The 12,060-nt window shown below is 73.9% G+C and carries 12 protein-coding genes and 1 pseudogene; 5 read left to right on the top strand and 8 right to left on the bottom strand.

Going from position 1 to position 12,060, the window contains the following annotated elements; genetic code table 11:
• Nucleotides 1-12 precede the first annotated feature (12 nt).
• The 5 genes and pseudogenes from IE287_RS14140 to IE287_RS14120 form a co-directional block, all read right to left on the bottom strand.
• The gene (locus tag IE287_RS14140; protein WP_189849368.1) at nt 13-681 is read right to left on the bottom strand and encodes an urease accessory protein UreF; all 669 of its coding nucleotides are present in this window, start codon (nt 679-681) and stop codon (nt 13-15) included.
• Nucleotides 681-2,377 (bottom strand): annotated as a pseudogene (locus tag IE287_RS14135) (urease subunit alpha). The gene IE287_RS14140 and the pseudogene IE287_RS14135 overlap by 1 nt, the downstream one beginning before the upstream one ends.
• Complete coding sequence (locus IE287_RS14130) at nt 2,370-2,762, bottom strand: urease subunit beta (protein ID WP_229883480.1); 393 nt, start codon at nt 2,760-2,762, stop codon at nt 2,370-2,372. Before IE287_RS14130 ends, IE287_RS14135 begins: the two are co-directional and overlap by 8 nt.
• 15 nt (nt 2,763-2,777) lie before the next feature.
• Nucleotides 2,778-3,080 carry an urease subunit gamma gene (locus IE287_RS14125; RefSeq protein ID WP_189849367.1) on the bottom strand — a complete coding sequence of 101 codons (303 nt, stop codon included), beginning with the start codon at nt 3,078-3,080 and terminating at the stop codon, nt 2,778-2,780.
• 162 nt (nt 3,081-3,242) lie between these two features.
• Nucleotides 3,243-3,875 carry a TetR/AcrR family transcriptional regulator gene (locus IE287_RS14120; RefSeq protein ID WP_189849366.1) on the bottom strand — a complete coding sequence of 211 codons (633 nt, stop codon included), beginning with the start codon at nt 3,873-3,875 and terminating at the stop codon, nt 3,243-3,245.
• A gap of 283 nt (nt 3,876-4,158) precedes the next feature.
• Between IE287_RS14120 and IE287_RS14115 the strand changes: the two genes are divergently transcribed.
• Complete coding sequence (locus IE287_RS14115) at nt 4,159-5,226, top strand: ABC transporter permease (RefSeq protein WP_229883479.1); 1,068 nt, start codon at nt 4,159-4,161, stop codon at nt 5,224-5,226.
• A 339-nt stretch (nt 5,227-5,565) separates the two neighbouring features.
• Here IE287_RS14115 and IE287_RS14110 read toward each other — a convergent pair whose 3' ends face one another.
• The gene (locus IE287_RS14110; protein ID WP_189849365.1) at nt 5,566-5,865 is read right to left on the bottom strand and encodes a type II toxin-antitoxin system Phd/YefM family antitoxin; all 300 of its coding nucleotides are present in this window, start codon (nt 5,863-5,865) and stop codon (nt 5,566-5,568) included.
• 58 nt (nt 5,866-5,923) lie between these two features.
• On the opposite strand from IE287_RS14110, the gene IE287_RS14105 reads away from it, so the two are divergent.
• From IE287_RS14105 to IE287_RS14095, 3 genes are all read left to right on the top strand, one after another.
• Entirely contained in the window at nt 5,924-6,547 is a 624-nt protein-coding gene (locus tag IE287_RS14105; RefSeq protein WP_189849364.1) for an ATP-dependent Clp protease proteolytic subunit, read from the top strand.
• A gap of 7 nt (nt 6,548-6,554) precedes the next feature.
• Nucleotides 6,555-6,860 carry a hypothetical protein gene (locus IE287_RS14100; RefSeq protein WP_189849363.1) on the top strand — a complete coding sequence of 102 codons (306 nt, stop codon included), beginning with the start codon at nt 6,555-6,557 and terminating at the stop codon, nt 6,858-6,860.
• A 524-nt stretch (nt 6,861-7,384) separates the two neighbouring features.
• Nucleotides 7,385-7,861 carry a C40 family peptidase gene (locus IE287_RS14095; protein WP_189849362.1) on the top strand — a complete coding sequence of 159 codons (477 nt, stop codon included), beginning with the start codon at nt 7,385-7,387 and terminating at the stop codon, nt 7,859-7,861.
• 695 nt (nt 7,862-8,556) lie between these two features.
• Here IE287_RS14095 and IE287_RS14090 read toward each other — a convergent pair.
• Nucleotides 8,557-8,994, bottom strand: a complete 438-nt coding sequence (locus tag IE287_RS14090; RefSeq protein ID WP_189849361.1) for an ATP-binding protein — start codon at nt 8,992-8,994, stop codon at nt 8,557-8,559.
• A 432-nt stretch (nt 8,995-9,426) separates the two neighbouring features.
• The gene (locus IE287_RS14085) at nt 9,427-10,632 is read right to left on the bottom strand and encodes an 8-amino-7-oxononanoate synthase (RefSeq protein WP_189849360.1); all 1,206 of its coding nucleotides are present in this window, start codon (nt 10,630-10,632) and stop codon (nt 9,427-9,429) included.
• 156 nt (nt 10,633-10,788) lie between these two features.
• Between IE287_RS14085 and bioB the strand changes: the two genes are divergently transcribed.
• Complete coding sequence (gene bioB / locus IE287_RS14080; protein ID WP_189849359.1) at nt 10,789-12,060, top strand: biotin synthase BioB; 1,272 nt, start codon at nt 10,789-10,791, stop codon at nt 12,058-12,060.

Below are 12,060 nucleotides of genomic sequence, written 5' to 3'. Positions count from 1 at the left end.
GGTGCTCCGGGGTTACGAGGCGAAGAGGCGGACGGGCCAGGCGGCGTGCTGTTCGGCGGTGATGTCGAGGAGCGGTGCGGAGGCGGCGGGCAGCGCGCCGACGCCCCCGCGGGCGGCGGCGGTGGCCCGCGCGGCGACCTCGTCGATCTCCGGCGCGAGCCGGGCGAGGACGCCGGTCGCCTGGTAGGGGTCGAGGCCGAGGAGGCGCACGACGGCGGTCGCGGGACCGCCGACGGTCTCGTACGCCGAGCAGTGCGCCGCGTCCTCGGGGCCGAGTCCGGCGGCCCGGGCGGTGACGCCGAGGACGACCGGCTGGTGCGCGCCGCGCGGGAAGGCCGCGGCGAGCGCGTCGAGTTCGGGTCCGGGCCAGGCGGCGCGGGCGGCCCGGATCAGCTGGCGGCCGAGCCGGCGGGCGGCGGTCCGCAGCGCGGGCGAGGGGGTGCGGGCGTCGGCGGCGGCGTCGAGCTCGTACGGGTCGAGCCCGAGGGCCGCGCCGGCGGCGAGGCCCGCCGAGGTGAGGCCGGTGGTGTGCAGACGCCCACGGCAGAAGGCTTCCAGTCCTGCGGCGTCGCGGATGCGGCCGGCCTTCACGGCGGCCTCGGCACCGCCGGAGTGGGCGTGCCCGCCGGCGGGGAAGCGCCCGTCGGCGAGCACCAGGAGTGCGGAGCGGGAGGCGGTCATCAGAAGAGGAAGTAGCGCTGGGCCATGGGCAGTTCCACAGCGGGCGCGTGACGGTGAAGGTGTCGGCGTCCACCTCGACACGGGGCAGCGCGTCGTTCTCCCGCATGTCCGCCTTGGTGACCCGGCGGGTGGAGCGGATCGGGGTGAACTCCTTCGCCAGGCCGAGCCGCCGGGGCAGGTCGTCCTCGATCGCCGCCTCGGCCGTGAAGTTGACGGAGCCGGCGGCGGCCGCCCGGCCGAGGGCGCCGAACATGGGGCGCGGCAGCACCGGCTGCGGCGTGGGGATGGAGGCGTTGGCGTCGCCCATCTGCGCGTAGGCGATCTGGCCGCCCTTGAGGACCACGAGCGGCTTCACCCCGAAGAAGGCGGGCTCCCACAGCACGAGGTCGGCGAGCTTGCCGGGCTCGACCGAGCCGACGAGGTGGTCCATGCCCTGCGCGACGGCCGGGTTGATCGTGTACTTGGCGACGTAGCGGCGCACCCGGTGGTTGTCGGCGCGGCCGTCGCCCGGCAGCGCGCCGCGCCGCTTCTTCATGACGTGGGCGGTCTGCCAGGTCCGCAGGATCACCTCGCCGATCCGACCCATGGCCTGGGAGTCGGAGGAGATGATCGAGATGGCGCCGAGGTCGTGGAGGACGTCCTCGGCGGCGATGGTGGACGGCCGGATCCGGGACTCGGCGAAGGCGAGGTCCTCCGGGACCGCCGGGTTGAGGTGGTGGCAGACCATCAGCATGTCGAGGTGTTCCTCGATGGTGTTGACGGTGTGCGGCCGGGTCGGATTGGTCGAGCTGGGCAGCACGTACGGTTCCGAGACCACGGTGATGATGTCGGGCGCGTGCCCGCCGCCGGCGCCCTCGGTGTGGTACGCGTGGATGGTCCGGCCCGCGATGGCGGCGAGGGTGTCGCCGACGAACCCGGCCTCGTTGAGCGTGTCGGTGTGGATGGCCAGCTGGGCGCCGGTCTCCTCGCAGACGCCGAGGCAGGCGTCGATGACGGCGGGGGTCGCCCCCCAGTCCTCGTGGATCTTGAAGCCGAGCGCGCCGCCGCGCAGCTGGGAGTGCATGGCCTCGCGGGACGTGGTGTTGCCCTTGCCCAGGAGGCCGATGTTGACCGGGAAGGTGTCGAGCGCCTCGAACATCCGGGCCGTGTGCCAGGGGCCGGGGGTGACGGTGGTGGCCTTGGTGCCCTCGGCGGGGCCGGTGCCACCGCCGACCAGGGTGGTGATGCCGGTGGCGAGGGCCTGCTCGACGACGGTCGGCGAGATGAAGTGGACGTGGGTGTCGACGCCTCCGGCGGTGACGATCCGCCCGTTGCCGACGACGATCTCGGTCTCGGGGCCGATGACGAGCCCGGGGTGGACGCCGTCCATGGTGTCGGGGTTGCCGGCCTTGCCGAGGGCGGTGATGCGGCCGTCGCGGATGCCGATGTCCGCCTTGACGACGCCCCAGTGGTCGATGACCACGGCGCCGGTGATCACCGTGTCGGGGGCGCCTTCGGCACGGGTGGTGCGGGCCTGGCCCATCGACTCGCGGATGACCTTGCCGCCGCCGAAGACGGCTTCCTCGCCGGCCCGGCCGGGGCCGCCCGAGCGGTCCTCCTCGATCTCCACCAGCAGGTCGGTGTCGGCGAGGCGGATCCGGTCGCCGGTGGTGGGACCGAAGAGGTCGGCGTACACGGCACGGTGGAGGTCAGGCACGGAGGGCTCCGTTCGGCGTCGCGGCCGACGGGGCGGCGGGGGCCTCGGGGGTGGAGGTGTCGGGGGCGGGGCCGGTGGCGTCGAGGGGGCCGGCGGTCTCGCCGCGCAGGCCCGGGACGATCCGGCGGCCGGCGATCGGCACGAGCTCCACCTCGACGGGGATGCCGGGCTCGAAGCGCACGGCCGTACCGGCGGCGATGTGCAGCCGCAGGCCGCGCGCGGCCGGACGGTCGAAGTCGAGACCGGGGTTGACCTCGGCGAAGTGGTAGTGGGAGCCGACCTGGACGGGCCGGTCGGCGGCGTTCAGGACGGTGAGGCGGGTCACGGGGCGGCCCTCGTTGAGGGGCACGGGCCCGTCCGCGTACAGGATCTCTCCGGGGATCATCGGTGCCGGCCCCCGTCAGACGATCGGATCGTGGACGGTGACGAGCTTGGTGCCGTCCGGGAAGGTGGCCTCGACCTGGACGTCGTGGATCATCTCGGGGATGCCCTCCATGACGTCGTCGCGGGAGAGCACCTTGCGCCCGGAGGCCATGAGTTCGGCGACGGTGCGCCCGTCCCTCGCTCCTTCCAGGATGTGCGCGGTGACGAGGGCGACGGCCTCGGGGTGGTTGAGCTTCACCCCGCGGGCGCGCCGCTTCTCCGCCACGTCGGCGGCCACATGGATGAGCAGGCGCTCCTGCTCGTGCGGGCTCAGTTGCACTCTTCCACCTCACAGTCGTCCACCGGGCCGCACCCGGACAGCTGCGGACCCTACCGACCGTCAACACTCTGTTGAACAGCGGAGATGCGGTGGACGGCCGGACATTGCACGTTAGGGCGGAAGTTTTTCCGGCGCGTTAACTCCGGCTTTGCGATCCCATGATCATCGGACCGGCGGGGGCGGGGCGGGGGCGCCCATCGACATGAGCCCGCGCAGCCCCTCCTGCAGGACGTCGATCTCGACGTCGCCGAAGAGCGCCTGCTGGGCGATGAAGCCCTGCACGGCGGCGATGAGGGTGCGGGCCATGTGCTCGGAGGAGACGTCGGCGGGGACGAGGCCGTTCGCCCGGTACGCGTCGACCAGCCCCGCCCAGATCTCCCGCATCCCGTCGAAGCCCTGGGCGAGGGCCTTCGCCAGCGCCTCGTCCCGGAGGGTCTCGGCCCACACCTGGATGATCAGCCGGGCGAAGGCCTGCTGCTCCGCCCCGGCGATCCGGCGCTCCAGGACGATCGTCATCACCCGCCCGATCAGCACGTCGGGCGTCGGCGGCGGATTCTCCCCGGCGGCCTGCGCGAAGGCGCCGCGGATGCGGGTGAAGGTCTCCTCGGCGATGGCCGCGATCAGCTCGTCCTTGCTCCGGAAGTAGCGGTAGACCGCGCCGGCGGAGAGCCCCGCCTCGGCGAGAACGTCCTGCATGGACGTGGCGTGGAAGCCGTTGCGGGCGAAGCAGCGGGTGGCGCCGTCGAGGATCTGGCGGCGGCGGGCGTCGAGGTGTTCCTGGGAGACACGGGCCATGCCCCGAACCTAAAACGAATATTCATTCTTGACAACTTCGCCACCCCGGCGGACAGTGGGCCAGGAGAAAACGAACGATCCTTCTCTTTGATTGTCCCCCGTGCCCCGTCCCGCCCCCCTGCCCTACAGCCCCTCCGCCTTCAGCACTCCGGCCCTCCAGTCCCTCCCCTTCGGCACTCCAGCCCTCCAGCGCCCCCGCCCCTCCCGGCGCCCCTCTCGGCGCCCCTACCGGCGCTCCACTCCGAGCGATCCCGTCCCAACCAACCCGCGAATCGAGGCCGTCATGCCCGCCCCCACCGCCTCCGCCCCGGCCTCGGCCGCGGCACCGGCCCCCACCCCCGACACCGGCCCCGGCACGGCTCCCGGCGCCGGGCGCAAGACCCTCGCGGTGCTGCTGCTCGTCCCGGCCCTCGCCGCTCTCGTCCTGTGGACCTTCGCCTGGCCCGCCGCCCGCATGGCGCCGCGGGACCTGCCCGTCGGCGTGGCCGGCCCGGTCGCCGCGGCGGACGGGGTCGCGCGCGAGCTGGAACGGCACGCGGGGGCCTTCGAGGTCCACCGGTACGAGGACGCCGCCGCCGCGCGCTCCGCCGTCGAGAACCGCGAGGTGTACGGAGCGGTCGTCGTCACTCCGGCCGGCCCGGAGCTGCTGACCGCCTCCGCCGGCAGCCCCGTCGTGGCCGGCCTGCTGCGCGAGGCCGTCACCGGGGGCGCCGCCGCGGAGAACAGGACCGTTCCGGTCACCGACGTCGTCGCGCTGCCCCCGGCCGATCCGCGCGGCGCCGTGCTGGGCGCCAGCCTGCTGCCGCTCGCCCTGGCGGGCGCCGCCACCGGCGCAGCCGCAGTGCTCCTCGGACTGCGCGGAACCCGCGCAGTCGCCACCCTCGCCGGGGCGTCCGCGCTCGCCGGGCTCACCGGCGCCGCGCTCGCGCACGGCTGGCTCGGCGTGCTGACCGGGAACGCCTGGGCGGAGGCCGGCGTCCTGGCACTGACCGTCCTCGCGATCGGCGCCACCTTCGCCGGGCTCGCCACCCTGCTCGGCAAGCCCGGCTTCGGGCTCGCCGCGGTGCTCACGATCCTGGCGGGAAACGCCTTCTCCGGCATGGCGAGCGCCCCCGAGCTGCTGCCGTCCGGGATCGGCCTCCTCGGCCAGTGGCTGCCGCCCGGCGCGGGCGGCAGCGCGCTGCGCTCCGTGGCGTACTTCGACGGCGCGGCGGCGGGCGGACCGCTCCTGGTCCTCTCCCTCTGGGCCGTCGCGGGCCTGACGGCGCTGGCCCTCGGCACCCGCCGGCGGCCCGGTCCGGCCCCCGTACCGACCCCGGACCCGACCCCGGTTCCGGCGACGGCGGGCTGACCGCCCGCCGCCCACCGACGGCCGCGTGCCCCCGACGTAGCGGACGGGGGCACGCGGCTTCCTCGTATACGGAGGAGAGGAAGGCCGGACCGGCCGGGACGACGGGGCACGGCACGGGAGGGGACGGAGCGGCGCGACGCGGGGGCGAGCGGCGCGACGCGGGGGCGCGGAGCGGGGCGCGGGACGCGACGCGGGGCGGGGCGCGGCAGGGACGCGGGGCGCGGCAGGGACGCGGGGCCTGGCGGGAAAGGACGGAGCCGTCGGGTCGGGCCGGAGCCTTCGGGTCGGAAGAGGACGAAGCCGGCGGCTCGGGCCGGAGGGGCGCGCCACGGCCCGTCGTCAGCCGGCGCCGGGCTCCCCGTGGCGGGCGGCGATGCCGAAGCGGCGCTGTTCACCGGTGGCGGAACCGAGACCGGCGAGACCGCCCGCGCCGGTGAGGGACGTGATCACGGGATCACCGGCCGCCTCCGGCGCCTCCGCCTCCAGCTTCTCCAGTCGCTCCAGGTCGGCGGCGGAGACCAGGGCCACGAGCGGCTTCCCGTGGCGGGTCACGACCACGCGCTCATCGCCGTACACCACGCGGTTGATGAGGTCGGCGAGCTCCGCCCGCGCTTGCGTCACCGGGATCTCGTAGGTCATGCTCCTCATCTTACGGTCTGTACGTCCTGTACATTTTTGACAGAAGGAGGCGCTCCCCTTGGACGCACGTCACGTACTGCCGGAGTTCTCGGAGCGGACCTCGTACGGCCTCCGGACCCTCGATCCGTACGCGAAGCTCCTGGAGAACCGGGTGGTGTTCCTCGGCACCGCGGTCGACGACGCCGCCGCGAGCGACGTGATCGCCCAGCTCCTGTACCTCGACCACGCCGACCCCGGGCGGGACATCGCGCTGTACCTCAACTCCCCCGGCGGCTCGATCACCGCGACGACCGCGATCCACGACACGATGCGCAGCCTGGCGAGCGACGTGGAGACCACCTGCCTCGGCCAGGTCGGCTCCACGGCGGCGGTCCTGCTCGCGGCGGGCGCGCCCGGCAAGCGCATGACGCTGCCCGGCGCCCGGATCACGCTGCGCCAGCCGGTCCTGGACGAGCCGTTCACCGGCCGGCCCTCCGACCTGGACCTCCAGGCGCGCGAGATGGCACGCCTGCGCGAGGTGATGACGCGCCTGCTCTGCGCGTACACCGGCCGGGACGAGGAGCGGATCACCGCGGACACCGACCGTCCGACCGTCCTCGACGCGCCCGCGGCGCTCGCGTACGGCCTGGTCGACCACATCGTCAGCGACCGCCGGGCCGCCTCCGGCGCCTCGGCCCGGTGAGGCCGCGATGGTGCCGGAACTTCCGCCGCTGCCCGCCCTGACCCGCGCCGAAGGGGAGTTCATCGACGCGTACCTCGAAGTCGTCGACCTCCTGGGGAAGATCAATCCATCCAGGACCTCGCATACCTATGGCGCGCTGCGCGCCGCCCAGGCGCTGGCCGGGCGGGTGGAAGCTCTGCGACAGGCCCTGACGCTCATGCACATGCGGGGCGAGAGCGAGGTCCACGCCGAGACATTGGCCTGTGCCCTGCGGGTGTTGGACGGCGAACGGCGAGCGGCCCGCGTCACCGTGCCCGGAACGCGCGCCAGTTGACATTCCGTCGTGTCGTGTCGAGCCCCGGACGGCCGACACGGGACGCAGAATCCGTCCCCCGTTCGGCGTATTCGCGGGATCGACAGTTGAGGCGGGCAAGTTGCGCAACCGATGTACGCATTTGGCGGAATCGGACATTCCGGCGCTGGTACGGGGCTCGTCAGCCAAACCTGCGACGATCACGAAACCCTCTTGTCCACCCGTATGGATCAGTCGTGAGGAGCCTCACATAACGCCGTTTCCGCTCGGATTTCACCCGTGTCGTGGGTCAAGATCCTCGACGACGACAAGCCCCCGCCATCCAGGCGGGGCGGTCCGGGCGGACGCCGAGTCCTGCCGCCGTCCCGGACGTCTGGTCGACAGGATTGGACCGGCAGGAGTGGAGGACCCGAGCAGTACGGGTCGACCGCGCTGAATCCCCAGCGCGGCCGTCCCTTGGGGTGAAGCCGCAGCCGCGGCCGGGCATCTTCGCCTGCCCGAACCCGACAGGTCATCCTTCACAGGCGGCTGACGAAGGGTTGCGCATGACTGCGCAGATGCATGTCCCGTCCCTGCTGTCCCGGGCGGGAGCCGTCTCGGCTCTCACCCTCGCCGCCGTCGGCGGCACGCTCCTCGCTCCCGGAGCGGCACCCGAGGCCCAGGCAGCCACCTCCCACGCGACGAAGGCACTGGGCGTCGCCGCGTCCAAGAAGGGCGCGCCCTACCGGTACGGCGCGGCGGGGCCCACCCGCTTCGACTGCTCCGGTCTCACGGTCTACGCGTACAAGAAGGCGGGCAAGTCGCTGCCCCGCACAGCGCAGCAGCAGTACAACAAGACCCGGCACATCTCCGCCTCCAGCCGCCAGAAGGGCGACCTGGTCTTCTTCCACTCGGGCGGCAGGGTCTACCACGTGGGGATCTACGCCGGCAGCGGCAAGATCTGGCATTCGCCCAAGACCGGCTCGTGGGTGAAGCTCGACAGGATCTGGTCCTCGAAGGTCTACTACGGGCGCGTGAACTGACCCACCGGCGCCTGCGGCCGTCCCCGGAGTGCGGTGGCGCCGCCGCACCCCACCGCAGGCGCCCCGCCCCGCGCGAAGACACCGCGCCCGCCGCCGCGCGGGAGCACGGCGTCTCCCAGGACGCGCCGATGACACTCGACCGAGCTCTCGCCGACGCCGCCATCGCCCAGCCCGACCGCCGCCGGTCCCCCGGCGAGCCCGGCGGAGCCGCCGCCGTCCGCCTCGACGACGGACGGATCCTCACCGGCGTCGGCCTCGACACCATCCACCCGAGCATCGCCCTCGACACCATCCACCCGAGCGTCGCCCTCTGCCAGGAGACCGGCGCGTACTGCCAGGCCTACACCCTCGACCGCCGGGTGACCGCCACCGTCTGCGTCTTCCGCGACCCGGAGGACGGCCGGTACGTCATCCTGCCTCCCTGCGGCGTCTGCCAGGAGCGTCTCGCGCTCCGGAGTCCCGACGTCGAGGTCGGCGTCCCCCACCCCGAGGACCCGACGCGCCGGGTGGCGCGGCGGCTCGGCGAACCGAACCAGCGCTGCTGGGCACGTCACTGCGCCGGCGGCTCCTGGCCCTCCCCGCCCTGCACGCGAACCGAGCGGACGACCGACCTCGTGGCAGAGGGCCCGCCCTGCGCCCACTCGCCATGCCAGGCGGACGGCCGGGGGGACGGGACGTGCGGGTGCCCGTCGGGTTCAGCAGACGGGGACCGGTGCGGCTGCCCATGGCAGCGTGATCCACACGGTCTTGCCGCCCTCCGCCGTCGGCGTGACCGAGAGCCGGCCCCCCGCCTCCGCCGCGAGGACCCGGATGATCGACATGCCGCGCCCGTTGTCCTGCTGGACGGCGGCGGGGAGACGGCGCGGGAATCGCGGGTGGCTGTCGGTGACGCCGATCCGCAGCACCTCCTCACGGTCGAGACGCAGCTCGACCGTGAAGGTGGGCGATTGCCCAAAGGTGTGCTGGACCGCGTTGGTCGCCAGCTCCGAGACCATCAGCCGGATCGAGTCCGCCGCGTCACCATCGCCGTCCAGACCCCAGCGGCCGAGCACCTCCGCCACGAACCTGCGTGCCGCGGCGACCTCGGCGGGATCGCTCGGCAGGGTGAAGGATGCTTCTTGGTGATCTGCCATGGCGACGTCGTCCCTTTCCCGCCGGGGCCGTCGCCCCGGATCGCGCTTCGCGTCAGACTGCCACCGATCGCGCGCCCGGGTGAGGCGTTCTCCCGAGATATGTCCCGCTCTGTCGCCCGAAGCGGTGAACGCGGCGAACTCCGATCCCCCGAAGCACCCTTGAGCCGTCCCGGAACCGCCCCCCGCCACCACGGCCGGCTCCCTGCCCGTCCGGGACCACCACGGCCGCCCCCTCGCCCCGTTCCCCGGTCACTCGGCCACTCGGCCACTGGTCACTGGTCGCTCGGTCGCTGCTCACTCGGAGGCCCGATCAGGCCCCCGGAAGCTTGGGCGCCTGGAAGCCCGGGCGCAACCGCCCCGGGGCCCGGCCCCGTGCAAGTGCCCAGCACACACGCCCGGCACCGGCGCTCCCCCACGCGCTTTCCCTGCGCGTCAGCCGTCCGCCTGTGCACGTGCCTCGCGGCGCGCGCCGGGCGGCGCGGTCCGCACGATCGTCGCCACCGCCCGCTCGATCTCCGCGTCCGTGAGGTCCGCGCGGGCGGTCAGCCTCAGCCGCGAGATGCCGTCCGGCACCGACGGCGGCCGGAAGCAGCCGACGGAGAGGCCCTGTTCCCGGCAGTCGGCCGCCCAGCGCAGGGCCTCCTCCGGTCCCGGCGCGTGCACCGACACCACCGCCGCGTCCGGCCGGGCCGAGGTGAACCCCGCCTCGGTGAGCGTCCGGTGCAGCGCGGTCGCGACCGCGCGCGCCCGCTCGGCGAGTCCCGCATCGGCGGCGATCAGCCGCAGGCTCGCGAGCGCGGCGCCGGTGGCCGCCGGGGCGAGCCCGGTGTCGAAGATGAACGTGCGCGCCGCGTTGACCAGGTGCTCGATCACGCGGGCGGGGCCGAGGACCGCACCGCCCTGACTGCCCAGCGACTTGGAGAGGGTGAGGGTGGCGACCACGTCCTCGTCGCCCGCGAGTCCGGCGCCGTGCAGGGCGCCCCGGCCGCCCGCGCCGAGGACCCCGAACCCGTGTGCGTCGTCCACGACGAGCCCGGCACCGTGTTCGCGGCAGGCGGCGGCGAGTTCCTCCAGCGGAGCGCGGTCGCCGTCGACGGAGAAGACGGAGTCGCTGACCGCGAACGCCCGCCGCCCCGGATGCGCCTCCAGCGTCTTGCGCACGGCCTCGGGATCGGCGTGCGGAACCACGGCGGCCTCCGCGCGGGCGAGCCGGCAGCCGTCCACGATCGAGGCGTGGTTGGCGGCGTCGGAGACGATCAGCGCGCCCGGCCCGCCGAGCGCGGTGAGCGCGGCGAGGTTGGCGGTGTAGCCGGAGGAGAAGACGAGGGCGGCCTCGAAGCCGCAGAACGCGGCCAGTTCCTCCTCCAGGCGGGTGTGCAGCCGGGTCGTGCCGGTCACGAGACGCGAACCGGTCGCGCCGGCGCCCCACCGGCGGGCCGCCTCCGCGGCCGCGGCGGTGACCTCGGGGTGCCGGGTGAGGCCGAGGTAGTCGTTGCCGGCCAGGTCCGTCAGCTCCGACACGGCCGGGCGGGGCCGCAGCGTCCGTACCAGTCCGGCCTCGGCCCGGCGGCGGGCTTCCGCCTCGGTCCAGTCGAAGGCGGAGCGACGCGGAGGCGGGGTCGGCTGGACCTGGGGCATGCGGCGTTCCTTTTGTCGGCACCTTTTGTAGGCAGCGCACAGACCCTAACGTCAGGAAGCCGAGGTCGGGATGTGGTCATACACACACCTCGATCGGGCCCGTTTGTTCAGATCCTCCTTGGCCGGGGGGTGTGCGGTAGGCAAGGATCAGCCCTTATGGACCTGCTGAACACGCTGGTGGAGAAGGGGCTGCGGCGCGAGACGCCGACCCGTGAAGAAGCGCTCGCCGTGCTGGCGACCTCCGACGACGACCTGCTCGATGTGGTGGCCGCGGCCGGCAAGGTGCGCCGTCAGTGGTTCGGGCGGCGGGTGAAGCTGAACTACCTCGTCAACCTGAAGTCCGGGCTCTGCCCGGAGGACTGCTCGTACTGCTCGCAGCGGCTCGGCTCGAAGGCCGACATCCTCAAGTACACCTGGCTGAAGCCGGACGAGGCGTCCCAGGCCGCCGCGGCGGGCATCGCCGGCGGCGCCAAGCGGGTCTGCCTGGTGGCGAGCGGCCGCGGTCCGACGGACCGCGACGTGGAGCGCGTCGGCAGGACCATCGAGGCGATCAAGGAGCAGAACGAGGGCGTCGAGGTGTGCGCCTGCCTCGGTCTGCTCTCCGACGGGCAGGCCGAGCGGCTGAAGACGGCCGGCGCCGACGCGTACAACCACAACCTCAACACCTCCGAGGGCACGTACGGCGAGATCACCACCACCCACACCTACGCGGACCGGGTGGACACCGTGCAGAAGGCGCACGCGGCGGGCCTCTCGGCCTGCTCGGGCCTGATCGCCGGCATGGGCGAGACCGACGAGGACCTGGTCGACGTCGTGTTCGCGCTGCGCGAGCTGGACTCGGACTCGGTGCCGGTCAACTTCCTGATCCCGTTCGAGGGCACGCCCCTGGCGAAGGAGTGGAACCTCAGCCCGCAGCGGTGCCTGAGGATCCTCGCCATGGTCCGCTTCGTCTGCCCCGACGTGGAGGTGCGGATCGCGGGCGGCCGCGAGGTCCACCTGCGGTCGATGCAGCCGCTGGCGCTGAACATCGCCAACTCGATCTTCCTCGGCGACTACCTCACCAGCGAGGGCCAGGCCGGTCAGGCCGACCTGGAGATGATCGCGGACGCCGGCTTCGAGGTGGAGGGCGCCGGGACGACCACGCTGCCCGCCCACCGCGCCGACGCCCTCGCGGCGGCGGGTGCCGGCGGCGGGTGCGGCTCGCACGCCTCGGCGGGCGGCTGCGGTTCCGGTGCGGCGGCCGGCTGCGGCTCGCACGAGGACGCGACGGCCGGCGGCGGCTGCGGTCCGTGCGGCGGGCACGCGGCTCCCGCCGAGGCCACCGCCGGGGCGGTTCCCGCAGCGGCGGCGACCGGCTCGGAGGCCCGGACGGACCTGGTGGCGGTCCGCCGCCGCGGTGCCGGTACGGACCTCGCCCCGAACGCGTGA

This window comes from Streptomyces omiyaensis (assembly GCF_014650895.1).
Classification (GTDB): Bacteria; Actinomycetota; Actinomycetes; order Streptomycetales; family Streptomycetaceae; genus Streptomyces; species Streptomyces omiyaensis.
Note: the sequence above shows the minus strand (reverse complement) of the source record. Positions and strands in the feature narration are given on the sequence as shown.